25 protein-coding genes are annotated in these 25370 nt (G+C 38.3%); 9 read left to right on the forward strand and 16 right to left on the reverse strand.

From position 1 onward, the window contains the following. Positions 1-242 precede the first annotated feature (242 nt). From M3234_RS11395 to M3234_RS29535, 4 genes are read right to left on the reverse strand one after another with little or no spacing between them, the layout of a single operon-like run. A complete protein-coding gene (locus tag M3234_RS11395; protein WP_262304844.1) occupies positions 243-4688 on the reverse strand; it encodes a coiled-coil domain-containing protein in 4446 nt (1481 codons plus the stop codon). Then, complete coding sequence (locus tag M3234_RS11400; RefSeq protein WP_262304845.1) at positions 4666-5412, reverse strand: DUF6063 family protein; 747 nt, start codon at positions 5410-5412, stop codon at positions 4666-4668. The genes M3234_RS11395 and M3234_RS11400 overlap by 23 nt, the downstream gene beginning before the upstream one ends. Beyond that, positions 5409-6923 carry a hypothetical protein gene (locus M3234_RS11405; protein ID WP_262304846.1) on the reverse strand — a complete coding sequence of 505 codons (1515 nt, stop codon included), beginning with the start codon at positions 6921-6923 and terminating at the stop codon, positions 5409-5411. The genes M3234_RS11400 and M3234_RS11405 overlap by 4 nt, the downstream gene beginning before the upstream one ends. After that, a complete protein-coding gene (locus tag M3234_RS29535; RefSeq protein WP_262304847.1) occupies positions 6914-7987 on the reverse strand; it encodes a Wadjet anti-phage system protein JetD domain-containing protein in 1074 nt (357 codons plus the stop codon). Before M3234_RS29535 ends, M3234_RS11405 begins: the two co-directional genes overlap by 10 nt. A gap of 235 nt (positions 7988-8222) precedes the next feature. Here M3234_RS29535 and M3234_RS11415 point away from each other — a divergent pair, with 235 nt between their 5' ends. The 3 genes from M3234_RS11415 to M3234_RS11425 all read left to right on the forward strand — a co-directional run bounded on the left by M3234_RS11415 (position 8223) and on the right by M3234_RS11425 (position 8943). Continuing rightward, positions 8223-8441 (forward strand): DUF1659 domain-containing protein, encoded by a 219-nt coding sequence (locus tag M3234_RS11415; protein ID WP_262304848.1) that lies wholly within the window; start codon positions 8223-8225, stop codon positions 8439-8441. Between the two features lie 72 nt (positions 8442-8513). Next, positions 8514-8732 (forward strand): DUF2922 domain-containing protein, encoded by a 219-nt coding sequence (locus tag M3234_RS11420; protein ID WP_262304849.1) that lies wholly within the window; start codon positions 8514-8516, stop codon positions 8730-8732. Between the two features lie 73 nt (positions 8733-8805). Next, the gene (locus tag M3234_RS11425; protein ID WP_066308016.1) at positions 8806-8943 is read left to right on the forward strand and encodes a YvrJ family protein; all 138 of its coding nucleotides are present in this window, start codon (positions 8806-8808) and stop codon (positions 8941-8943) included. Between the two features lie 312 nt (positions 8944-9255). On the opposite strand, the gene M3234_RS11430 is transcribed toward M3234_RS11425, so the two are convergent. Next, positions 9256-9408, reverse strand: coding sequence for a hypothetical protein (locus M3234_RS11430; RefSeq protein ID WP_262304850.1), 153 nt, complete (start codon positions 9406-9408; stop codon positions 9256-9258). 211 nt (positions 9409-9619) lie between these two features. Between M3234_RS11430 and M3234_RS11435 the strand changes: the two genes are divergently transcribed. The 5 genes from M3234_RS11435 to M3234_RS11455 all read left to right on the forward strand — a co-directional run bounded on the left by M3234_RS11435 (position 9620) and on the right by M3234_RS11455 (position 12870). Next, positions 9620-10222 (forward strand): TetR/AcrR family transcriptional regulator, encoded by a 603-nt coding sequence (locus M3234_RS11435; protein WP_262304851.1) that lies wholly within the window; start codon positions 9620-9622, stop codon positions 10220-10222. Positions 10223-10534: 312 nt separating this feature from the next. Beyond that, complete coding sequence (locus tag M3234_RS11440; RefSeq protein ID WP_262304852.1) at positions 10535-10708, forward strand: hypothetical protein; 174 nt, start codon at positions 10535-10537, stop codon at positions 10706-10708. 275 nt (positions 10709-10983) lie between these two features. Next, positions 10984-11883: a VanW family protein gene (locus tag M3234_RS11445; RefSeq protein ID WP_262304853.1), complete on the forward strand. Its 900-nt coding sequence runs from the start codon at positions 10984-10986 to the stop codon at positions 11881-11883. A 146-nt stretch (positions 11884-12029) separates the two neighbouring features. Further along, complete coding sequence (locus tag M3234_RS11450) at positions 12030-12173, forward strand: hypothetical protein (protein ID WP_262304854.1); 144 nt, start codon at positions 12030-12032, stop codon at positions 12171-12173. A gap of 403 nt (positions 12174-12576) precedes the next feature. Further along, positions 12577-12870 (forward strand): hypothetical protein, encoded by a 294-nt coding sequence (locus M3234_RS11455; protein WP_262304855.1) that lies wholly within the window; start codon positions 12577-12579, stop codon positions 12868-12870. A gap of 243 nt (positions 12871-13113) precedes the next feature. Here the strand turns inward: M3234_RS11455 and M3234_RS11460 are convergent, their stop codons facing one another. The 7 genes from M3234_RS11460 to M3234_RS11490 all read right to left on the reverse strand — a co-directional run bounded on the left by M3234_RS11460 (position 13114) and on the right by M3234_RS11490 (position 18766). Next, positions 13114-13314 (reverse strand): cold-shock protein, encoded by a 201-nt coding sequence (locus M3234_RS11460; RefSeq protein ID WP_066307977.1) that lies wholly within the window; start codon positions 13312-13314, stop codon positions 13114-13116. 193 nt (positions 13315-13507) lie between these two features. Next, complete coding sequence (locus M3234_RS11465) at positions 13508-13984, reverse strand: CarD family transcriptional regulator (protein WP_285858405.1); 477 nt, start codon at positions 13982-13984, stop codon at positions 13508-13510. 272 nt (positions 13985-14256) lie between these two features. Beyond that, on the reverse strand, positions 14257-15054 hold the full coding sequence (locus tag M3234_RS11470; RefSeq protein ID WP_262304856.1) for an HAD family hydrolase: 798 nt from the start codon (positions 15052-15054) through the stop codon (positions 14257-14259). 105 nt (positions 15055-15159) lie between these two features. Continuing rightward, positions 15160-15618 (reverse strand): hypothetical protein, encoded by a 459-nt coding sequence (locus tag M3234_RS11475; RefSeq protein WP_262305010.1) that lies wholly within the window; start codon positions 15616-15618, stop codon positions 15160-15162. A 5-nt stretch (positions 15619-15623) separates the two neighbouring features. After that, positions 15624-16412: a hypothetical protein gene (locus M3234_RS11480; protein ID WP_262304857.1), complete on the reverse strand. Its 789-nt coding sequence runs from the start codon at positions 16410-16412 to the stop codon at positions 15624-15626. Between the two features lie 209 nt (positions 16413-16621). Then, on the reverse strand, positions 16622-17452 hold the full coding sequence (locus M3234_RS11485; RefSeq protein ID WP_262304858.1) for an SDR family oxidoreductase: 831 nt from the start codon (positions 17450-17452) through the stop codon (positions 16622-16624). Between the two features lie 78 nt (positions 17453-17530). Beyond that, on the reverse strand, positions 17531-18766 hold the full coding sequence (locus M3234_RS11490; protein WP_262304859.1) for a cysteine desulfurase: 1236 nt from the start codon (positions 18764-18766) through the stop codon (positions 17531-17533). A gap of 110 nt (positions 18767-18876) precedes the next feature. On the opposite strand from M3234_RS11490, the gene M3234_RS11495 reads away from it, so the two are divergent. After that, the gene (locus tag M3234_RS11495) at positions 18877-19683 is read left to right on the forward strand and encodes a LysR family transcriptional regulator (RefSeq protein WP_262304860.1); all 807 of its coding nucleotides are present in this window, start codon (positions 18877-18879) and stop codon (positions 19681-19683) included. Positions 19684-19870: 187 nt separating this feature from the next. On the opposite strand, the gene paiA is transcribed toward M3234_RS11495, so the two are convergent. The 4 genes from paiA to M3234_RS11515 all read right to left on the reverse strand — a co-directional run bounded on the left by paiA (position 19871) and on the right by M3234_RS11515 (position 25356). Beyond that, positions 19871-20389, reverse strand: coding sequence for a spermidine/spermine N(1)-acetyltransferase (gene paiA, locus M3234_RS11500; RefSeq protein ID WP_262304861.1), 519 nt, complete (start codon positions 20387-20389; stop codon positions 19871-19873). A gap of 180 nt (positions 20390-20569) precedes the next feature. Then, positions 20570-22363 carry an ABC transporter substrate-binding protein gene (locus M3234_RS11505; protein ID WP_262304862.1) on the reverse strand — a complete coding sequence of 598 codons (1794 nt, stop codon included), beginning with the start codon at positions 22361-22363 and terminating at the stop codon, positions 20570-20572. 56 nt (positions 22364-22419) lie between these two features. Further along, positions 22420-23913 (reverse strand): ABC transporter permease, encoded by a 1494-nt coding sequence (locus M3234_RS11510; protein ID WP_262304863.1) that lies wholly within the window; start codon positions 23911-23913, stop codon positions 22420-22422. A gap of 12 nt (positions 23914-23925) precedes the next feature. Beyond that, complete coding sequence (locus tag M3234_RS11515; RefSeq protein WP_262304864.1) at positions 23926-25356, reverse strand: ABC transporter permease; 1431 nt, start codon at positions 25354-25356, stop codon at positions 23926-23928. Positions 25357-25370: the final 14 nt, after the last annotated feature.

Raw genomic sequence — 25370 nt, forward strand, 5'->3', positions numbered from 1 at the left:
GGTCACTGTTACTAAATCAATAGCCTATTTTAAGTTGAGGGTGTAAATGGGTAGTGTGCGGATAATGTGAAAAGATAATCAAATCTGGCTAGAGAAGCAGATAGACAACAAGTAGCTGAAATAGCCGAAGAATGAGTTGACTTCTGGGCGGATTGAACAATTTTCCGAACACAATAAAAACCTGGCAACGTTCTGCCAGGTTTTTATTGTCTGTATTAGTTTTATGATAAGTCTACTCAAGCTCACTGGTAAATTCGATAGGCTGGAACGATGGTGTCCGAAACAATTTCTTTTCCTTTTTCGCGAATGAAGTCCAATTTATAATAGGCCTCAAATCGTTGGCTGATTTCCGTTTTCACCAATTCGGGCGGAGTAACGACAATGAATTGGAACTTCAGTTTTTCGGCAACTGAAAAGATCGGGTCGAGGACATGTGCTGACGCCGCTTGTCCGAACGGATTATCACAGACTAAAGGGACCCAGCTTTGGTCTGATTCGTTTTTAACAGACAATAACATCATCATCATAACCATTCGGGCAGACAGCTTTTGTCCCCCACTGCCATCTGATTTCGTCCTTGAACCTTGATTAATGGTCTGCCAGGTTGAGTAATGCTCTCTTTGCGGTTTTCCGTACATAAAAGCATTATCCGTTCGCATATTATAAACGAGTAGCTCCGGATAGCGATTTCGGAGTGATACGAATAAAATTTGCTCATCACTTATCAGTTGTTTAATTTCTTGATCTACGGCTTGGTTATTATGATCAATCGTATCAAATTGTTTGGTAATCTTGTTTATCGCAGCTACGAAATGCTGCTTCAGCAGCGGCTCAATATCTTCAGGCTTTTTAGGTAAGATATCTTCTTTTAACTGGACGAGCGGGAAGGATCCTCGTTCATTTTTCAGCTTCATTTTTGCAATCATCGAACGAATTGCCTCTGAAATGCTCATGACCTTCATGCTGGCACGGCTGGCCCAGAAGTTTTGCGCCTTCTCTGCCCTTTCTTTGTCACGCTCTAATTGTTCCAATCCACTTTGTGAGAAGCGCTTCATATTTTTAACGACACTTTGAATATGCGAATAATGCCTCGTATCCATATGGTCTAATGTGGTTAATACTTCATTTTTAAAGCGAATCTCCCAATCTTTCCCTTCAATGATCAGCTTTAAATTTCGCAACGATTGTTCGATTTTCGCATGCTTCTCCTTACCTTTTTCCTGAATAGCTTGATGTTCTTCACACCAGGATAGAATACATGCTTTACCTTGATTCTTCACTTTTTCTAAATCCGTATCAGTAAATGCTGCCGGGTCCTCCTTGAGGATCACGGATAAGGTTAACAAATCCCCTTCATACCCAGCAATGTTCGATTCTGTTTCTTTTTGAAGCTTTTCAGCCTGTTTTATTTCCTCTAGCGTTTGTTTTGTTTGGTCTTTTATTTCAATCGCCTTTACATCTAAGTCAAGGTTTTCCCATTCTTCAGGCTGTTGTTCATGCTTTGATATTTTCTTTGCGGCTTTGTCACGCTGTTGAGAAGCATGTTTTAAGGACGTTTCCGCGACGGTTAAAGCTGTTCCTTGTTCCCGTTCTTCTTTTTCTGCCGTTTTTGCTTCCTTCTGTGCCGTCTGCAGCAGATTTTCTAATATACTGATCGGTTCATGGGGTTCCGGAGCTTCCTTCCACTCCTTATTTTGGGTATCGAGTTTTTTCTCTAATTTCTTTTGCTGCTTTTGTTCCGTTTCTTTTTTCGCTTGAATAACCAGTAATTCTCTAGCCTGTTCTTCCTTTGATTTTTGAAGCTGCTTTAGCTCTTCAATGCTGCCATTGATCTCCTCTAATAAATGTGGTGATAAACGTGGAACTTCTTCACAAGCTTCTGTTTTTTCATCAGCAGGAAAAACGGCTGTTTCAATAAAGAGGGCAATCTCTTTTATATTTTGTTCGGTTGTAACCTTCCATTCTAAATAGGTTTGATGCCACTTTTTTTGCAGTTCAACAATATTTTGATGCTCTTTTACAATTTCCTTTTGCCCTAAAATTAACGTTTCCTTTCGTTTTTCTTTCTCTATTTTCACACGGTTATTTTCTTGCTGAACTAGCTTATCACGTTCATACTCTTCTATTTTCCCTACATCTCTGGTCAGCTTTTCAATTTTTATCTTTGTAGTCTCCAACTCTTCTTTTAGCTGGCGCTGTAATTCTTTTTGTTTTTGCTGTTGAGTTGTGTTTTCTTGTAATTGAACCTTCTTGGAAAGAAGGGCGTTCTGTTCCTGATTGAAAGCTCTCTCCATATCAACAGCAAGCTCGCGTGACAGGAATCGATCGATTTCTTTTAAAATACCACGTAAGGAGGTTTCTGTTTTTTCAATTTCAATAAGGGTTTCTTTCTTTTCTTCTATTTGTTTAGCAATATTAATTTTCCAGTTGGTAAATTGATTTTTATCCGTTAATAGCTCCTTCTCTGTTCCGTTAATCATGACAAAGGATGGCTGGTGATGTTCGCTGTTCATTTCCTCACGCAGGAATATCGGAACCGGGCTTTTAAACATTCTTCCTGAAAGAACCTGCTGATTAATTTTTTGCCATTGCTGCCCGCTTACGATTAATCCATATGGAAGGAGAGGATAGGTTAATAGATAGTTGACGAGTTCCTCTTTACTTAAAGATTGAAGAAACTGGGTTCCATAAAACACATCAATACCAGTCTTTTCATCAATCCATTCCTTTAATTCTTTCACATCTTTATTGGGAATCCAGAAGTGCTCATCATTTAAGGAATGATCCAATTGTATTTCCCATAAATCTTTTTTAATTTGTTCACCTTGTTCTCGATTATTGCCTAGTATCTCTTCAATCTGCAGGGCATATTTCGAAAGAAGCGCGTGAGTTAAAGGTACAGTGACATCATCTATTAACCCATGAAGTCTATCTATTAGTTTTGCTTCTTTTTGCTTTTTTTCTTCAATTTCAGCTTTTAACTCTTCACATTTTTCTTCTGAAAACTGAATGGATTGAACGAGTGTCCCATGGGAGGTGGCAAATGTGTTTAGCAATTCTCTAGATTCTTTTTCTTTTGCCTGCAGCTCTTCTACCCTGGCTTTTTTATCTTCAATTTGCTTAAATAGAAACTCGATAAAGCCTCTTACATCATAGGATAAGCGGTCGCCAAATTCCTTGATCAGGTTTTCTTCCTCCAACTCAAATGTTTGCATTTGCGTATAAAGGAAGTCAATTTCGGAACTAAGCTGGGCAATCGCTGTAGTCTTTTGTTTATCCTGCTGTGACAGGTCATTTCCTTTTTTCGTTAAGAACTTTTCATACCCCAAATACTGCTTAACTGATTCTTGTATGGATAGATATGACTGCTCCCATTGTTTGCTAGCTTCTTGTTTGATTTCGTCCATTCTTTGATTCACTTGCTCTAAACCGCTATTTTGTTCTAATGTCGCGATCTGCTGTGAAAGAGAGCGAATACTTTGCTCGTTTTCATTCCACTCTTTCAATAGCAGTTGAAAATCCAGCAGTTTTTTTCGTTCCTGTTTTTCTTTTACAAATTCTTGTAAGGAAGCATGCTTATTTTTTTCCTCTACTAATTTCTTCTCCCAATCTAGTACCTCTCTGTGAGCTTTTGCATACTCTAAATTGTCTTGTTGAAAGCGTAAATCCGCTTGCCGCAGTTTTAATTTTTCCGTATCTTTCGCTATCGTAAGCAGCGTCTCCTCATCTGTTTGCTTCAAATGCTGGAGCGCACCAAGCAATTGCCTTCCTACCTGTACACTGTCCGTAACAATTTCTTTATGCTCTACTCCTTTTGCCAGGTTTTCTTCAAAAGGGATAATGTCTTCCAAAAATTCTTTATGTGCTTGTTCTCTTTTTAAAAGAACAGGTAAATCCTTCGCAATACTTGCCTGACTCTTGAATATCTCGACAAGATCATTCTTTTGATGTTCTGTCCTGTGCAAGACTTGACTTACAGTCGGAATGATTCGTTTTTGAAACAGGGAATGATCATCCTCCGCTCCCTCAAAATATTTCCCAACTCCTCCCTCATCTTTGTTAATCTCTTTCATAATATCCCAGTCTTTACGGTTAATTCCGTATGTATCAAGAATGCGATAGTGTTTCTTTATATCTTTGTAAACGTCATATCCATTCCATTTTAAATAATCCTTCAAGCTTTCTGTTTCCGCAACTTCATCATTTTCATAGAGAGGAATATGCTCTAGTGATGCCTCTTCTTTCCGCTCAAATTCTCTTGTATAAAAGGTAATATTAGGGAGAATCTTTGCTTCCTGCTCCAAGGATTTGCTTTCATTGCCGCTTTCTTCATTTACCGAAATCCGCTGCTCGGCGGAGAACATGCCTCCTGTTACCAAGTGCCGGCGGTCGGCGCCATCCAATTCCCATTGAATAACAACATGAAAGGTATAAGGAATAAATTGCTCTTTATTATTAAAAAAGAACTGCTGGTAATATCGGTTGTTTTGTTTTCCCCATGAAGTCCCTGGCTTGAGAATTTGGAAGATGGTTTGCAGAAACACACCCTTCCCGCCCCCGTTCATCATCGCAATCAGGCCATTTGTGGATGTCTCTTCATTATGAAAGTTAAAGGTGGTATCTTTATATTGCTTTTGCATGCCATCATACTTCAGGCCTACAATTCTAATTCGATGGATTTTCGGCATGCTCCCCCTCCTCCATTGTCATTAACTTTTTAAATAATTCATAACGATCGTAATCGTGGTATAGGTATTCAATCCGCTCAAAAAGCTCTTGTTTAGGAAGTGCCTTTGGAATATCGTCCCGGTCAAGAATAATGATCAGTCCTTCTGTCTCCAATAAACGCATCGAACTGGCAACTAAACCGATTCTGGTCCGCCGATTGCCTTTTTTGGCGCCATAATCATCATTGTCAACCTCCATGTATTTCCACGTTGTCACAACATCCTTCATATCAATTCTTTCCTCTTCGCCAAACGCAGGTTTTGCTTTAAGGATGCTTTCCCAATTTGTAATGAGATCGTTGACAAGACGTTCCAATGCGTAATAGCTAATCCCTTCCCGCTTTGTTCGGATTTTTGCAGCCTGATTTTGGTCGATGGCTGCAAGGAAAGCCATAATCACAATGCTGATTAGATGAAAATGTTTTTTCGTTTCCACCTGCCGATGCTTGTCCTTCAAATGGGTAAAATTCGTAGCAAAGACAGAGCCGGTGGGCTGGACAACTAAGTGAATCCGTTTAGGCGATTCAATGATATATGTACCTGATTCGTCTGCTAATAAAAGAACGGTCTGTCTCACTTCCGGCTCAAAATACGTCTGGAAATGTTCACTATTTTCGTCAATTACTTTATCTTTTAATAGCGTAAAATAGACAGTTGATGCTTTTTTGATTGATTCTGCATTCATCTTTTTTCCTCCATTACACAAATCTTAAACGGGGTAATTTTCATTTGATACCAATAATGAGGCTCTGCTCGGTGATCAAACATAGTAAAGAGTTTTAAGCCTTCAAAAGTTTGAAATTGTGGATATTCCTGCATTAATTTATAAAGGAGAATTTCCCTCTCGTCACTTAATGTTTCTTCTTTCCTATGCAGCACTTGAACCTTCAGCGGTTTTTTATCAAACATCATCCATAAATCAATCGTTTCCGATTCTTCAAACCATATATCCTGCACTTCTAATGGCAGCGTGGATAAATCTGCTAATGAAAATTCTCCGTATGTTTGTAAATGCTGAAAAACATAACTCCATGCCTTAACAACAGAATCCCAGTTCGTCACTCGTGGACGAGCAACACTTTCTTCTGATTCTTCTTCGATTACGGCATCACTAAGTTGTTTTTCTTCAAATTCCTGTTCTCCCCAGATCCAATCAAGCGGCAAAATAAATTCATTCTTCGGTGAAAATAACGGAGAAAGTACTGTTTCGATTGTCTCGAAACGTTTAACCCCTTCCTTCATGAACCAATTTTCATAAAGATGTTCTCGAAATGAAACCAGACTGGTTTCCCAAAACAAGGAAGGATTTTCTGCTTTTAATTTCATCTCATACGAGATATTTTGAATGACGAGCTTGGCAAAACGGTCATGCAGCTGCCTTGTATGGCCAATTTTTTCTTGGAGAAATATCAATTCTTTTTGGATCGCCTCATCATCTTCATTACTTCGTTTCGTTTTTTCTATCATCCTCGTAATCGTACGGAAGTGATTTTTTTCTTCTTCAAATTGCTTTTCAATTTCAACCCGATTGTCGGCCCTTTGCCATTCTTCTTCCATCAGCAAGATTTTGGGATTGTTAATCATTTCCTTCTGGAAAGTGAATTCCTTTGCCATTAAGCGGTTTACGCGTGAAATGAGGTGATCGAGGTTTCGGGTAGCTTTTCTAAAGTTACCGTTTTTAATCAGCTGCATACTATACAGTTGTTCGATCGTTATCGAGAATTCTTCCGCCATTTCCCTGCTCATAAAAATCATTTCCTGAGAAACATCTGTAAGTTTATAAACAATCGATCCGCCCAGCTCTAAATTCGTATAGATTTCATCCATCGTGACATACCGGAACACCTGGGTTTCCCATGATTGTCTGATTTCATCGTAATATAAGGCTTCAAACGGTTTGCTATACTCTTCTTTTCCCTGATATAATAGCCCACTTGTAATCCGTTCAACTTGCTTATCGTCTGCCAACAGCTTCATTTGCTTAATGGAATCTTCTACCATATACTTGATATCTGATTTGCTTCTATGATCATCATCATTTAATTCTCGATAAAAGATGGTAAGGAGCACCTGCATCAGAATACTTTGGATATGAGGCTTTAGCTCTCCTACTTCCATTCCCCTGCCAAGCTCAAACAGGGGATTCAATCGTTGCATTCGCTTGGCAAACCCTTCCCATGATTCGTTCACGTCCATCGCCTCCATGTTTCTACCGTTAAGACCTCTTGAGGAATTCTCTTATTTTCGTGCCATAATTGCCGTAATTGTACTTGCTCCTCCTCTGTAAACCATTTTAAAAAAAGATCACGGTATTTGAGGTTTTGTATTTGACCGATTTTCTGGTCATTTTTTTGGTCTAAACATTCTAGCATTTTACGATAGATTTTTAAGGCAGGCTGAATACTACAATCTGGATATTTTTCGATAAGCCGAATGAGGATTCCGTAACCTGCGGCATCAAGATCTCCTGCGTAGTAGAAAAGATAGGACTTTGGCGGAAACATTCGAAAGAAAAAGGAGAAGCTCCGTTCAATTTTCGTGCCTTCCCCATAAATAATCAGTTCGGGTTCATAATCGAGTTGATGATCTTCCAATAATTTAATAGAAGTATGAAAGAATGATAGATTTTCGACGATTAGTACTCTCTGAATATCTTTCAATTCTTTCCCTTGTTTCATCCAAAATACAAAAGGTTCCCCATAGTTTACCATTTTAAGTTGGTCATCTGATATGCCTATTCTAGTCAAAAAGCCTTTTCCATCTGGAAAGCTTTCACCATCTAATAAGAATTTTTCATGGCCAAACAGCTCGAGGCTTCTTTCTTCTACTGATACGAGTTCCCGTTCCTGACTGGCCTTTAGAAACGTATATACCTTCTGGATTCGCTGCCATTCATCCTCCGTCTGCCATTCGGGATGCCGTTCATAATAGGAAAAATCAAACTGATCACTTAATTTCATCATCTCAAGACGATCCCATTTTTCAGCCAGAACTTTTTTATTTACCCAGTAATACAAAGGAAGCACAGGGGTTTTCCCATTGTATTGATTATTTTGAATGGGGGTTAGCTGTCCTTCCGCTTGCAACGTTTCGATCGCGCGATAAAACAACGAATAACCATCCATTTCAAAATAATCATCCATTAACTTGCGCAACTGAAATTCCAAATCGTTACTATTGATTTTCTTTTTTTGTTTCGGGTGTTGAATATCAGAGATAAAACCCCTCACCCGTGTTTCTATGATGTCGATTGTACTCACCTACTTACATCTCTTGGAGTCACGAATAGACTCCTATTCCTATTTTAGACATCCTTTTATTATAAACTAGTTGCGTATCTGTGGGTAAATGAAATTTTCTTAAAAGGATAGCAGACTGCACCAACGACATTACCACGCATAAAAGTGTTTTTTTCCGCCTATTAAAAAAATTATCCCCCCCTGTCCTTTTCACCCAAAAAACCATATATAGAGGGTGAAAGGAGGTGAGTGACTCATGGCACAGGGATTATTAGAAGGAACTAAGCTTCGTTTGGTGTTTGAAGCAGGGTTGGATGACCTTGGCAAACCAATCTACAAATCTAAGACGTTTAGCAACGTGAGAAAGGAAGTTACTGTTGATCAGTTATTCCAGGCATCACAGGCGATTGCCTCATTATGTATGGACCCGCTAAACAAGACGGAACGTAACGACAGCACTGAAATCACCGCTTAATTTTGAGAGTGATGATTAAACCGGTACCTAGCCGTCAAAGCGGAGGCCGGTATGACAAAGGAGGTGAATAACATGGCAAAAACATTGGAATTGCAATTTGGTACGGAGCTGGGCAAAACTGCCCGCCTTTCCTTGGACAACCCGAAGGAACCGATTGACGAAGCGGCGGTTAAGCAAGCGATGGAGCAAATCATTGGAGCGGCGGTTTTCACATCGGCCAGCGGCAGATACGTGGAGGCCAAAAGTGCCCGCGTTATCAATCGCAACGTCGTAGAATATGAGATTGTATAATGTGCAGAGGCCGGGATTCAGACGATGAACCCGGCCTTTTTTATAAAAAATGTCAGGAAAGGAGTGAACACCCGTGGATCAACTCATCCCCCTCGTCAGCGAGGTAGGCTTCCCTATCGTTGTGACCCTTTATCTACTTTACCGAATTGAATCCAAGCTTGATTTAGTGGTCCAATCGATTCAAAATCTGCCTGAGCGGATGAAAGGCTGACCATATCCGAATTAATTGGACGCGGAACCCCACTACAGACTTGGGGTTCTTATTTTTTGGCGCTTTTCTAAGATAATGTTGCTTTTCGACGTAAAACACCTTTCTTTTAAGAAGAAATGGCTTTCTGCTTCAACGTAAGCATTGGAGCTTTGAATAAATCACCGCTTCAGCCGTACCTAGCCCCTCTACGTGACCGCCAGATAGGAAAAAGGTTGAAATTGGTCACGTAGGCTGGTTCTACGTGACCCCGGCCAAGAAATCCGGAGGAACTGGTCAAGTTGGGCCTTTCTATGGATCCAGCGTTTTTAAAAACTAAAACGTATCCAAGAACTTGTCTTTAAAGTTATCAAACTGAATATCTATGGTCCCTGTGACAATATTAAATAGTCTTGGGATGGACAAAAAGAGCGCAAACCCAGTGTTGATACAGGTAAAACGAATGAAATAATGCCCAAGTGTTTTCATTTTTTCCCCCTAAACTTAAATTACTGCGCCCACAAAACGACTAGTCAGTTTATTTTACCAATAATATACTAATCAGTCTATTTTTAAGCTATAATCATTATTAAATAAGGATGAATAATCAAGGTTTTTTGCAGATTGATGATAAGTACAACGAAGTATTCAGAACCATTTAATCAAATTTATCTATATGAGGAGCAGGACTATGCCAGTAGTGTCTGATGACTATAAAAAAAATAAAAAAGCCTTAATACTGAAAAGTGCTTTTGAATGTTTTGCCGAAAAAGGATTTCAAGTTGCTACAATGGAGGATATCGTAAAACACTCTAACATAAGTAAGGGTGCTATATATAATTATTTTAGCAGTAAAGATGAAATCTATATTGAGCTTATGAACGAGCGCACTTCTGAAAGCATTAATAAGCTGAGGGATGAACTGGGCAGGTTAAAAACCTCCAACGAAAAGCTGGAGCATCTGTTTAATGTATACAGCGATGTTAATAAAACATCTGACTATGTCAATGCGACAAGAGTGCACATTGAATTCTGGCTGTATTCCACTAGGAAAGACGATTTGCGTACAATTATGATCTCAAGATTCAATATGTATAAAGATTTATTCAAAACGATTATTGACGAAGGTATAAAAAATGGGGAATTTTCCAAGAAAGCAAATTCGGAGGAACTCTCTCTCATCTTCTGGGGGGTTATAGATGGCAGTTCGTTACATCATGCTATGCTTCTAGAACTTTTTCCCTTTCAAAATGTCATAACAGAACTGAAACAAATCATTTATTTAAAGTTAAAAGAAAAATAACGGGCAGGATTGTTGAACAAGGCTGTTCTTTAATGATATTTACTAACAGAAAATCAATTTTACAAGATAATATTATTATTAGGAAGACGGCAATTCTTTTATCAGCAATATATTCCTACACGCGTCATGAAAACCAGTTTCATGACGCGTTTTTTTCCTAAATGAAAAATATTATCTACTTTTATTAATTTAGGACGTTTATACACAGCCATTATGTTCGAACTATGAAAGAAACAAAAAAATTTATTGGGAATTTTTTTTAAAACCAAGAAAAATAATAAAGTAAAAAGTAGGTAAAAGGAGATGGTTGAAATGACCTATAATAAAGAAATTCAAAGTATACTTGGTTTTGATGTTCATGCACGTTCACGATTTTTTTATGAAGATAGTGAAGATCATGATCCCTTTAAAAACCCAATAATACATAAACAAATAAATGGACGGGTGATCGTTCCACTTAATGTAGAAAAATTATTTGGAAAATAGGTCATTTTTCCTAAAAAACGTATACTCATTAGAAACTAAATCATGATAAAAGGGGCACTTTGAAGTGTCAAAAACTCTCCCAAATCCCAGAACAAATGTCGTCACACAAACACCCGTATTTAACTCCATAATCGGGTGTTGTGGCTTTTTTCACTGTTTGGCCATACTTACAATAAATTTTTTGATATTTCCTATTCCCTATAATAAAGTTTTTTTCCTAATAAGATAATACAAAAGAAAATCAGTATTCCAATGAGATGGGGGTTTTTTAGCATATGAATTTTACTTTGTTTTTTGGGCTATTAATTTTATCTCAGCAAGTAAGTATGCCAAGTAATTTAGTTATCACTAATAACGGGTACCCAATCTCAGTTGTAAATCGTACTGACTTTTCGATAAATTATCCTGTATTACCCATTATTAATACGGAAAAGTTAATAAAATTTATAGACGAAATTGAACAACAAGTTACTAAAGAACCTAAAAATGCCGTAATTGATGAGTACGGAAATATCATACAAGAACAAGTAGGTTACCGATTAAATCGCCAAATTTTCACAAATAAAATTATGTCTTATTATTTTGATAATAATTCATCAGAATTGGAAATCCCCTTACAAACAATTTATCCAACTGTTGATAGTGAACTACTTGGAAATATTCGAAGTGAAAAAATTGGAGAATATATGACATCCTTTATTAATAAAAGAGTAGAAAGAAACAATAATATTCATCTTGCTGCAAAAGCTATTAATAATTACGTACTTTTTCCAGGTGAAATATTCTCCTTTAATAAAGTGGTTGGTGAAAGAACAGCAGGGAAAGGATATATGCCTTCTACAGTAATCATTAAAGGGGAGTTTTCAGAAGACTTAGGTGGTGGAATTTGTCAAGTATCATCAACCCTTTTTAATGCTATCGATAATGCTGGTTTAAAAGTTATTAAGCGTTACTCACATAGTAGAGAGGTTTCATACGTTCCACCAAGGCGGGATGCCACTGTTAGTTGGAATGGACCTGATTTAGTCTTTAAAAATGAATACAATCAACCTATACTAATTCAAGCTAAAACATTAGAGAATCGATTATTAATTGAGATTTATTCTTCTGATGTAATTACTTATACCCCTAAGAGTGTTCCATACCTTCCTTATGAACAACATCGCCCAAAGTAAAGCTATACTTGGGGCTTTTTCTTTTAGGGAATTAACGGATAAGACCACTGAGTTAGGCTTCGATTCACCTCATTACATTCCTTGCAAAAACAGGAATAAGAAGGTGGGCAGGACACAAACTATGCGTAAAAAGGAGGGTGTATATCATGGATGAAAAGAGTTTAACACAGAACGCCAGTAATACTTTACGTACGAATAAACAGAAAACTTCAGATAGAATAGCAAGCATTGATGAGTTGAAAAGAGAGCATGAACCAGAGTATGTCTTTTTATATTGGGATGAATCGTGATAAGAACTTAAGAAGAGAAGATAAAATGGCACCAAAATATAGCAATTCTCCTTATTGAGAATTGCTTTCAATCCACCATAATTAGAAAACCAGTCGCTCAAATTATTATTTAAGATCAGATAATTTTTCGCCAGTCAGTATCTCGAATAGTTCTGCTTAATGGTTCTTATCTAATTGAACATATTTGCTTTCAGCATCAATTACAAGTTCTACCTTGTCGTTATTTGGACTTATTCAAAGTTCATACAACGCAACTTTTGTTTCTATTTCCGGATTTTCATATTTATTTCAGCAGCAATGATGGAATGTGGATAATGCTCTTTCCGTTGGGCAAAATAGGTTGGGGAGCGATGCTAACAAAGGTTTGCATCTGGTCTCCTATCTTAATTAGGGAGTGAAATATATGGCTAAAAATAACGAACGCAATCGATTTGGTGGAAATGAAGACAGTAATGCTATGAACCAAGCTGGGAACAATGCAACTAATCAAAATGGTAGTGATGTCGGTGAGGCGGTAGGTACTATTGGTGGTGGTGCGGCAGGTGCTGCGTTAGGTTCTGTTTTTGGACCTCTTGGCACTGTAGCTGGCGGCCTAGCGGGTGGCGCGCTTGGTAACCAAGTGGGCGAGGAAGCTGGCGGAAACAACAATGCTTCCGCTAACAATCGTAATAATAACCAAGGTTCTCAGAACGATTAAGAAAAAAGGGCTTGAGGATTTCCTCAGCCCTAAATTTATTTATGAAACAAATTGGTTTTTACAACCTCTTTCGTAGCTGCACTCAAGTTGATGGCTTATCTGTGCTTGGCGAAAATTTTTCAGCATATAGCCTTCCCGTCTACACTGAATTGGACTTTCTTTTCCCAGTGGAGTTTTTTTTTCGATTATTTGAAAATAAAAAAGACATACCCCATAAAAGGAGTATGTCTTCATATTTGGTAATTATGCTTTACGGACGTTAGCAGCTTGTGCTCCACGTTGACCTTGCTCAACGTCGAAAGTCACAGATTGGCCTTCTTCAAGTGATTTGAAACCTTCGCCTTGGATAGCTGAGAAATGAACGAAAACATCTTCTCCACCTTCGCGCTCGATGAATCCGAATCCTTTTTCTGCATTAAACCATTTTACTTTACCTTTTTCCACTTTTGTTGCCTCCTAGTGTGTATGACACACAATGTTAATACTATCCTTGATCTCAGTATCGCAAAGACGAAAAGTTAAACTTATACTATTCTTTACACTGAACAAAAATAATTCTAATTTAGAATACCACTTTTTCAAAATAATTACAAGCCTACTTTAGTGTTTTTTAAAAAAATAGCTAATGGAACTGCATTTAAACGACTTTTTTGTTCAACATATCTGTGGCCTGATTTTCAGTTAACCCTTTAATGAACCCTAATTCACTGATGAAAATCTTTCGTGCACTCTCCAGCAGCTGCTTTTCACTTTGATTAAGTGACTTCTTTTTATTTATGCGCATTAGGTCCCGTACCACTTCAGCACACTCTTGAATATCGCCCGTTTTAAATTTTTCCAGGTTTATTTTGTACCTTTCTTTCATGGAAAGATTGGTATCGGTTTGCCCATAATAAAAATTATGCAATACCTTTTCAAGCGTAACATTATCCGATACTAAACGAATCCGTGATTTTTTTTCCTTACCAATAGGAACCATGACTTCCATTTTACTGCTAGGAATATTAATCACATAATACTGTTGTTTCTCACCTAAGATTTCCTTTTCTTCAATAGCCTCAATCACTCCGGCTCCCTGCATCGGATAAACAATGAAATCGCCAACTTGAAACAACTACAGCACCTCCAAATTTAATACCTGTTTAATTGTATCACACATGGCTATTTTTATCAAATTTTTTATTTTAACACGAATTATCATGGAGAGTCAATATTTTTCTTTTCTAGAAAAATATATTTTTTTCCTGTTTATTTTCTAAACGATATTGCAAGCTTAATGAAGCATTTTTGGTAATCTGTCAAATGAAAAAAGCGTATTTCTTTGGAAACACGCCAAGTTTAGTCAAAGTACTTTTCTCTTTTAAAGATTTCGAGCGAGTATCATTGTTAAATGTTTAATAAGTGGCGGACTGCATAAGAAAACCCATTTTCATCATTTGTCTTCGTAATCATATCCGCTTCCTGCTGAATCCAGAAAGGGGCGTTACCCATTGCTACAGAGGTAGTGGCCACTTTGAATTGATCAAGGTCATTTCCCCCGTCACCAAATGCAAAAATCTCATCAAATTTTTGGTTCACCAACTCTTGGTACCGCAGCAAAGCGGCTCCTTTATTCGCATCGATCGAGGTAAACTCCACATTATTCGGATGCGAAGAAGCCATTGACATATCAAATTTTCCCTCGACGGCTTTTTTTACTTGATCAATTTTCTCTTGCTGATCCACTCGTGATACAGCCATGACTTTATAAATTTTTAGATTTTCTTTTTCAAGGATTTGATCGTAATCATAATTTCGGAAGATCGGTGAGATTTCTTCAGGACTTTTATCTTGAATCTCGGGATTTCGGCATGGAAAGCCGCCCTGATTGGTGTAGACCATGATCCATACACCGATTTCCTTTAAAATTGGCATCAAATCTTTATAGATGGAAATCGGCAAAGAGGCTTCGTACAGGACATCTCTTGTTTTCGAATATAGAACCGTTCCATTAATACTAATAACTGGGAGTTCCAGCCGGCGCACGGCATCAAATTTAATGACATCTTCATAAGCCCGGCCCGTATTGATAATAAGGCTATGCCCTTGTTGATGCAAGTCCTGTAAAACCATGAAATTCTCTTCCGTTATTTCATGGTTTGAATTCAGTAACGTACCGTCTAAATCAATTGAAAAACATTTCATTTTATTAGTCCCTTTCTCTTTTTGCAAGATAAAAAAAGCATACCCTTTTGCTAGAGTACACTTCAAGAGTTTATGTTTATATATGTTCTACAAATATCGATTCATTCATTTTACTTTTGCAACTCCTAATGCAAAATGGCTCCAAAGTATTTCTTCTATTAAATCAACTTGCGATTCTTTACAATCAACAATTAAGATTACTTCCGAGCGTTTTCCATTTAAAACTCTTTTCTTTTTCTTTATAACCAATTCCATGAAAAGCCGAATCGCAAATCCTAAAACAAACCCAACAAAGGCACCTATCAGTCCCCAATAAATGGGTCCCCAGGCTAATGTAAACCCAATACTTGCTCCAATAACTGAAAAAGCAGTTGCAAGCCCCATTCCAATATCAATCAGGCTTGTTCCATCTGAGCGATGAAGATTATCAATGATTTTACGGTCTTCTGCTCTATTATCCAAAGGGATAGCAAAAATACTTTCTTTTTTTATTCCTCTTTTTTCTAAAGTTGAAATGGCCATTTCTAAAAATCCAGTGGTTTCAAATGTTGAAAATAGCTGCACATCGATCACTTCACTTTTTGTCCTTTTAGTATTTTGAAACCCTCCGATTGATAATTCTTGGTTAAGTGGGACCTTAACTCTTTCTCGAAAAGTTTGTTATTCTCAACCGTATTAATATAAGAATCATATATAGCAAACCCATAATGCGAAGGGAGAAAAAGGAGCCATTCAGGCTCTAAAACAGAGGTTGCTTCTTTGATTTTACCTAAAAACAAGAGTACGACCGCCTCCTGAACATGCGAATAGTAAAAAAACACCACTAACCATATGATGACAAATACAGCGGTTAAAATCCTATGTATATATAGTTGTCCTAGACCAGGCACGAACAAAGACCACATGACTGAAATGACGGGATTTCGTTTATCTAGGTAGTTAATCTCTAATGTTCCTAATGAAAATGTATTAAAACGGTGTTCCTCTCGCTCGGCTAAAAGATAGACCTTGTTCATATCAACTGTTGTACGATAACTGTCCCAAATACCGAAAAGGTAAACAGGGATATACATAAGAAGCCAGCTTGTATCTATTACCTCTTTTGCCCTGTCAATATTCCCTTGAAAGGAATAAATCATGGCTGAATTAACATGGGCTTTAATATTAACGAAAACTTCCCAAATAAATAATGCATATCCTCTAAGATATTTAGATAAAAGCATGTGCCCGAATCCTGGAAACGCTGCGGACCACCAAGCAATAATATAAGGATTTCTCAAATGCAGTTGTGTAGTTCCTAAAATACTAACATGGGCTTTATACCTTCTGGCGGTGTTGTCGTTTGTGTAGTTATTCATAAATTCACCTACAGGAACCATTTATAATAGGTTTCCAAATTTAGGATATATTTATTCCCATCTGCCATTTAGGTAATAAAATGCCAGCAAAATAAGGCTGACCCAATGGGATGTTCTCTTCATTCAAAACCTTTAGTCATCTATATGATTGAAACAAAAAACCCTTAGAAATTAATCTAAGGATTTTTGCTACTAGAACAAAATTAACATTAATTAAAAATATCCCGCTTAGTAAACATCGAGCTGGCAAACCGCCACATGACCTTCGGTTTGGTCAACCACTGGATTTTTGCATCATTGTCCTGGTTTTCAAGCACTTTCTCGGCAAGGAATTTCGTGACCGGTTCGACCTTGTCACCCAAGATGTTGAAAATCTTCCGATTGTGGTCATCAAGCGATTTTCGTAAAAAATCTGTGGCGACCATCCCGGGACTTAGCGTACCGACTTTTATATTTGTCTGCTTGGCCTCAATTGCCAAAGAGCGGGTAAAATAGCTGACGGCACTTTTTGACGTTCCATACAACGTCATCTTTTCGCGCATCATACCATTGCTGCCAAAGCCCTCCATGTTAAAAATCTGGCCATAGCCCTGTTTTAACATATGATTAAACGCTACATGGCAGCCATTCATGACACCTTTAAGATTGGTATGAATAACCTGATCGTACGCCTCTTTGTCCAATTCCCAAAAGAACTTTCGCTCCTGGTCAATTCCGGCATTATTAATCCAAATATCAATCGTACGGAACTTTTGCTCGGCGTAATTCCATAATTGCTCCAATTCATCCCGTTTGGCGGCCGTTCCTGCAAACCCTTCCACTGTACCTGAAATAATCTTTCTAAGACTATCCAATGCAGTATCAACACTTTCCTGTGATTGTCCATTGATCATGACCCGACATCCTGTCAATAAAAATTCCCGAGCTAATCCATAGCCAATACCTCTAGTGCTCCCAGTAATGACAACATGCTTCATGTGCTTGCCAACTCCATTTCCATGAAAAAAATCGATTACCTTCATTATAAAACTTTTTTTCAATGGACAAATGCTGCTGGCAAGCGTTAAATATTTAGATTTCGTGAACTTTTATCAAAAGATCTTAGACGTGTTGCTGCATTACAGTACAAATGCCTCTTCAAAATAGGCTTTTGCTGTTTTTATTCCATTAATAAGTGAATCAACGTCTTCCTCCGTATTGTAGAAATAAAAACTAGCACGGGCCGTTGCCGATACATTTAACCATTTCATTAATGGCTGGCAGCAGTGGTGTCCAGCGCGAATGGCGATTCCCTCTGAATCCAAAACGGTTGCCAAATCATGAGGGTGAACATGATCAACATTGAATGTAATCAATCCACCTCTTTGTTCAGTGTCTTTTGGCCCATAGATGGAAATCCCTTCAATGGTGGACAGTTGTTCCAACGCATAGCTGGTTAGTGTTCTTTCGTGAAGTCGAATAGTTTCCAGTTCAATTTGCCCCAAAAAATCGATGGCAGCCCCAAGACCGATAGCTCCCGCAACGATTGGTGTGCCGCCTTCAAACTTCCAGGGAAGCTCTTTCCAAGTAGAGTCATACAACTCGACAAAATCAATCATTTCTCCCCCAAATTCAACTGGAGGCATTGCCTCTAATAGTTCTTTTTTGCCATATAACACGCCAATTCCAGTTGGTCCCATCATTTTGTGCCCAGAAAAAGCCAGGAAATCACAATCAAGGTCTTGGACATCTACCTCAAGATGGGAAACGCTTTGGGCGGCATCGACGCAAATGACTGCGCCTTGTTGATGTGCCAGCTTGGCGATTTCTTTTATCGGATTAATGGTTCCTAATACATTTGAAACATGTGTAATTGAAATAAATTTTGTTTTAGCGGTGATCGATTTCTTTACATTGTTCAAATCGACCATTCCATCTGATGACAGAGGAATATACTTTAATACCGCCCCAATTTTTTTAGCCGCCTGCTGCCAGGGGATCAGATTGCTATGATGCTCCATCTCGGTAATTAAAATTTCATCGCCCTCTTTGAGAAATTCCCCCACATAACTTTGAGCCACCAAATTTAACGAAGAAGTCGTTCCTCGTGTAAAAATAATTTCTTCCGTTTTCTTTGCGTTTATAAACGTTTTTACTTTTTCCCTTGCATCTTCGTAGGCATCTGTTGCTTTCACCCCTAAAGTATGGACCCCTCTGTGTGGATTTGCATTGTAAGTTCGATAGTAGGTTTCCAATGCATCAATTACGGCTTTCGGCTTTTGTGAGGTGGCAGCGTTATCAAGATATACTAAACGGTGTCCATTAACAGACTGGTTCAAAATCGGGAAATGAGTTTTTATTTCTTTTAGGTTCATCTTTTATGCTCCTTTCACTCAATAATTTTATTTTGACAGCGAAAAAGGTATAATACAAATATAATTATTTTTATAATAGTATAACTAAAGTATTATAGGTGTGATATTTTATGAATACCCATCATTTATCTGTTTTTAAGAGAGTTATGGAAATGGGGAATATTAGCCAAGTAGCAAAAGAAATCCATGTCAGCCAACCAGCGATCTCAATGATGCTAAAACGGCTTGAACAGGATGTAGGCGTCCACTTATATACCGTAGTTGGGAGAAATATTGCAGCCACAGACGGTGGTTTGACCTTACTGGAATATGCTGAGACAATCCTGTCTTTAGAGGCGCAAGTATATCGAGCAATGGAGGAGTTTCAGGAAGGCAGCCGGGGGAGAATTGTTGTCGGTACTTCGCAAGTATTGGGGACCTATTTATTACCCAAAATGATCCTTTCCTTTAATCAAAGTCATTCCAATATTACTGTCGATTTGGAAATTAGAGAAGATCAGGACATTGAAGGTTTAGTTAAAACCGGGAATATTGATATCGGGATCACCTTAACGCCTCCGGTGGATCATTTTTCACTAAGAGTAAGTAAAATTTCCGAAGATCGATTAATAGGAGTACAGCCTCCATTTCCGATCGATTCAAAAACTATATTTATCTCTTCTGACATTCCTTATTTAATAGATAAGCTGGAGACAAAGATACTGTTTTCAACGGAGGCAGTAAAGCAGTTTGTTATCAAAGGAATGGGATATGGCGTCGTCTTAAAATCTGCGGTGGAGTTGGAGCTTTCTTGTGGCATGTTAAAGTATTGGGATGGATATGAAGCAAACTCAATGATAACCAATGTGATAACACGCCCAGCGGAACGTCTTTCGAAAAGTGTATGGTTTTTTTTGTATCATTTAACTGAAAATTAATATTTGTCCCGTATTTTCGGTGTTTTTTTCAAAAAAAATAGCCTAGCTCCGTATGGAACTCAGGCTTATTTTAAGTTTGTGCGAAATATGATTGCTTTCGATTTAGCTACAATTTCTTGTTTATCATTATAAATCGAACACTATGCTTAATATTAGTATTTGATATAATTATCTGCCCTTTAAAAACTTAATTGAGTATTTTGGTCATGATAAAGTCCGTTTGTTCTTCATCCCCCATATAAAAAGAGTGAGCACTTGTTTGAACAAATCCCAATCTCTTATAAAAAGCAAGGGCATTTTCATTTTTTTCCCATACGCCTAGCCAGATTTTCTTTTTATTGCGTTCCGTCGCAATTTCTATCGCTTTATTTAACAGAACTTTACCTAGACCATGCTTTTGAAATTTGCTCTTTATGTAAATCCTCTCGACTTCAAGTGATTCATTGCCCATTTCTTCGGACTGGGCATCATCGATATTGACCTTTATATAGCCTGCAAGTTCATTGTTAAAATAGACAAAAAAGAATCGCGATGAACTATTGGATAATTCTTTTTCTAATTGGTTTAAGTTAAATGCCCTTTCCAAATAGGCATCCATATTTTCAGGTGAATTCTGATCCTTAAATGTCTCGTTAAAAGTTTCAATACTTATTTCTTGAAGAGTGCGCAAATCCCCAAGGTTACACTGGTTTATTTGTATTGTCATGTAAATATGCAGCTCCTTACTATCATCAATAATTTCTCTTATTTCCTTTTTAACATAGTCATAGACTTTTTCTATATTTTTACTATCTCTATGATTTCGGTCGCCAATGCCCGCATTAAATATAAAAAAGCCGAAAATATGCAACAATAAAAGCATGCATATTTTCGGCTAATAAATCAATTATTTATTGCTCAAATATTCATTTAAGAATTCTTTCGCTTTTTTGCTGTCTGCCACCACTTTTAAACCAGTGTCGACTAGAGGACTTACCGTCGAAACAGCCTTCATCTTGTTTCCTTGGTAGAAGCTAATGAATTCATCTTGGTTTACAGAGTAAAGAATAGCTTTACGTAATGCCACGCTTTTAGAAACTTCGCGTCCTTTCATGTTGAAGGCAAGGTAGGAAACCCCGTTACTCTTGTTTTGTTGCAGCGTTAATTTTTTATCTTCTTTTACAAGATTATATTTTGTTTCCGGCACACCATTGAAGATATGAATTTCACCGTTCCGCAGTGCAGATAAAGCACTGTCTGCATCTTGGATGAATTTCACAACAATTTCATTTACTTTTGCTTCATTTTCAGTACCCGGCATGTAAGCAGGATTTTTTACAAAATGAGCTTCATAATCATTTTTATAAGTTAAAATATATGGACCGCTAGCATAAAGGTGATTGTTGTAGCTTGCACCTTCTGTTATCGTTCTTTGGTCGCCATATGGCACATCTTTGTTGATATCAAAGTTTGCTACATCATAGGTATTGATGCTTTCCACTTGTTTTTTCGAAACAATGCCGGCAGATTGGTGAGCCAGATAGTTCAATACCTGCGGGAATGGATTCACAGTTGTTATTTTTACGACTTGGTACGCACCAGACTCGTTATTTGCTTGCGTTTTGTCGGTAACTAATTGCTTAATTTCTCCATTAATTCCTGCTTCTAATGCTTTACGGATGGTTTTTCCATCTGCTGTTTTTCCATCAAGCTCGCTTAAATCGTTAATGATGGAGATGGAGTCCATATTTTCATGCAGACTGTAAGTACGATGGTCCGGAACAGATTTTTGATCCTTCGCACGGTTCAGAGAAAAGACTACATCTTCTGCCCCAACACGTTCACCCGTATCTACCGCTTTTTTGTTGTTAACAGCCGCGAAATGAATATCATCGCGCAGCAGGAAGTAGTAGTCTTTGCTTCCTTCAGCAATCGCGTGATTTAAAGAAAGTGAACCATCAGATACAACCTTGTCATCGTCAGTTAGGTTTACCAAACGTACATACATGTTTGTATTTAACGTGTTGATTGAACCGTCATTCCCTTTAATCGGGTCTAAAGATGTTAAAGAAGCAATCTGCTGATGAACGATCAACGGCTGGCTAGCGCGTTTGGATGGGTCGACGAAGTCGTATTTTTCCCAAACCTGTGCCCTTGATTTTGGCAAACGGACAGTTGATTCATTCACTACTTGGTTGTTAACCGCTTGAGCTTTATAGGAAGTAAACATCGGTACAATGTAGGCATTGTCTAAAACCACGTGTTGTTCTAATTCTTTGTATGTTTTTTGGTATTCTTTAGGTAATTGTTTAGCCGCTTTGCCTACTAACTCATCCGCTTTTTTATCAGCAAATAAGCTATTGTCACCGTCTGAAGTAAATAATGAACGAACGGCATAATCAGGGTTACCTGTTACGGTTGTCCAGCTATTTACCGATAAATCGTAGTTACCAGCTTCTTTTTGAGCCGTAAAGCTGCCGTAATCCGGTTGGATATTTAGCTTTACCTCAAAACCATTTTTAGTCAGTTGGTCTCGCAAGATGTTCATACTATCTTCGCTTGTAGACATCCCTAAAATTTCAATCGTTGGTGCTTTCCCTTTTGGAGCTGATTTAGCATCATCTTTTACATCTGATTCAGTTTTAACGCAGCCTGTGATAAATAACATGAATGCTGCTAGCAGAAAACCTAATCTCTTCATTTCTGTTCAACCTCCGTTGTGATTTTTTTAAAAGTGATCTATTAAAAAAAATAAATCTACGAATCTAACTTTGGATCCAACGCATCCCGTAAACCATCCCCCAGGAAGTTAAAGGAAAGGACCAACAGAATAATGGCTATTCCAGGGAAAATGGCTAAATGTGGATTGGTTTCCAGATACATACTGCCGATTTTTAATATATTTCCCCATTCCGGAATATGCGGTTCCACTCCCAAGCCTAAAAAACTTAAGGAGCTTGTCGCAATAACAGCACTGCCAATAGTTAACGAAGCTTTCACAATCATTGGCGCAAACGCATTTGGAACAATCTGTTTAAAAATAATTTTCCATTCGTTTTCACCTAATGCTTTGGCTGCCTCAACGAATTCAAGATTGGAAACAATCAAGACATTCGCCCGCATCGTTCGTGCATATGTCGGAATCGAGCCGACGCTTAATGCTATGATTAAGTTAAAGGTACTCGATCCAAATGCCGCAATAATCGCAATCGCCAGCAAAATGCCTGGGACGGCATATAACACATCAAGGCAACGCATGATGATATTATCTATCGATTTTTGATAGTAGCCCGAGATGGCTCCTAAAAAACCACCAATGACAAGTGGGATCAAGGTCGTCAACAAACCTACCACCAAGGAAATCCGCGCACCGAAAACGATTCTGGAGAAAACATCCCTACCGAAATTATCGGTACCAAAGGGATGTGCCAAGCTCGGTTCCAAAAGGAGTGCACCGTAGTCGTTTTCTGTCGCAAAGGAACTGACAAAGGTTCCGTAGCTGGCGATTGAGATCGCCAACATTAAAAACACGAATAAAAAGCCCAGCATGGCCGTAAAGTTGTTCGTCATGCTCATCCAGAATTGATTCCACTTATCGATGGTCGAGGCATCATTGCTTCGTGATTTCATCACCAAGCTATAACCTAGAATCAAACCAAAGACATTCCCAGTTAAACCAGTCAAAAAAACGATGATGCCCAGCCATTTCAATAATGGCTTTACACCCTGTTCTACATCCGTTTTTGCCAGGATGATGACCAAAAAGAGTTCAATTACCATTGCGAAGATTAGCAGGATCATCGCGGGCATGAATAGATTTGACACATATGGTTTAAACAAATTGAACAGGGAAATCGCGAAAACCAGAAATTGTGTCAGGAACATATAGTAAGCAAGGGTATACTCAATCGAATCCTTCTTTTTCAACATTCGAAAGGCAAATGCCGCAGTAAAAAGATTCCCTGCAAATAAACTGAGCAGTTGAACAGCACTCAGTAGTCTTGTGCGTTTCTGGATCGCCCCATAAGTCAATAAATCTTTTTTTAGAAGCAGGGCAATGGCCCCTTGCAGGATGGATATAACAAAATAAGCAGCCGTTACGATTCCCCAGACGAAATTCCAGGTCCCTTGTGCAAAATCATAAGCATTAAAGAGGAAGAGCAAGGTTAATGCGAATGAAAGGCACACTGAAAAATTTGCATTCTTATATTGTTGTGATTGTTTTAGGGCAAACTCCTGTTGTGTTGTCACTCCATTCACCTCTTAAGAACTTTTCATCTGAGAACGGATTCTCGGATTTAATAAAGCATAGATAATATCAACCACAAGGTTTACAAGAGAGATCGTAATCGCAATATAGACAACCCCTGCTAAAATCGATGGAGTGTCCGGAACAAATTGTTTATCGACGATAAAGCTTCCGAGACCGCTAATATTGAAGACCTTCTCCGTAACGGCAGCGCCGCCGAGCATTCCTCCAAACTGCAAGCCAATCACCGTAATGATTGGAATCATCGCATTCCTTAGGGCGTGCTGGATTAGAATTTTTCTAGGCTTAAGCCCTTTCGCCTTCGCCGTCACGATGTAATCTTCATTGATGACTTCAAGTATGGATGAACGTGTCATCCGAGCAATCGATGCCGTCAGTCCTGTACCAAGGACCATGACCGGCATGATGATCGACAGCCAATCATTCGGTGAATAGGTTGCCGGCAACAAATGCCATTTAATCGAGAAGTTCAGAATGAAAACCAATCCCTGCCAAAAATTCGGAATCGACAACCCGATTAGTGCAATAAACATAAAACTGTAGTCCCAGATGGAATTCCGTTTCGCTGCAGAAATGATGCCGATTGGAATCGCCACCACGACGGCCATCAACAAGGAACATACCGCGATTATTAATGTAATGGGGAACTTATTGGCGATGCTTGCTGCAATGTTCTCATTTCCTGTGTAGGAAAACCCTAAGTCAAAGGTGATAATTCCTTTGACTGCATCAGCAAGTTGCACCAAATACGGTTGATCGAGACCGTATTGATGATTAAATTCTTGTCGCTGCTCCATCGTAGCTGCCTCACCCAGAATGTTCGCTGCCGGATCTGACGGTGAAAAATATAAAATCGTAAAGACGAAGATGGCTACCGATATAATAACGAAAATCGTCATCACTAGCCGTTCGAGTATATATCGGAGCATCGGTCTTGAATAGCCCCATAAGAACAAATACATTAAGATTCCCGGTATAAAACTAACCTTAACGAAGGCTGGATTTCTTAAACGCTCTCCAAAGAATGGCAGATAGGCGGCATCTTTGATATTTTCCTCTGACAAACGAGCTTTAGCCATTTCCTCAGCTTGTATATCCGCTAGTTTTCTAGCTTCACGGCGCATCTCTTGCTCATCTATCGATTTATTAAAATAGTGCATTTTACTTTTGTATTGATCTTCATAACGGTCAATCCATTGGTCGTATACAGGAGACTGTTGCACTGCTTTTTTCTCTTTTTGGAGTAAATGCCCATAGGATGAAGGTTTATACTTAAGTTGATAAATGAGCCAGGTCACCATATGAACAGGAAGTCCGAGCAGGATCAATAAGTACTTGAATAATGGCTGTTTTATGATTCCTAAATAATTCTTTTCAAAACGAAACGGTGTTTGTTCATTTTTTTGACCCTTTTCCGAAAGCAAATACTCACCCCCTT

It is taken from the genome of Neobacillus niacini (assembly GCF_023715785.1).
Classification (GTDB): Bacteria; Bacillota; Bacilli; order Bacillales; family Cytobacillaceae; genus Neobacillus; species Neobacillus niacini_E.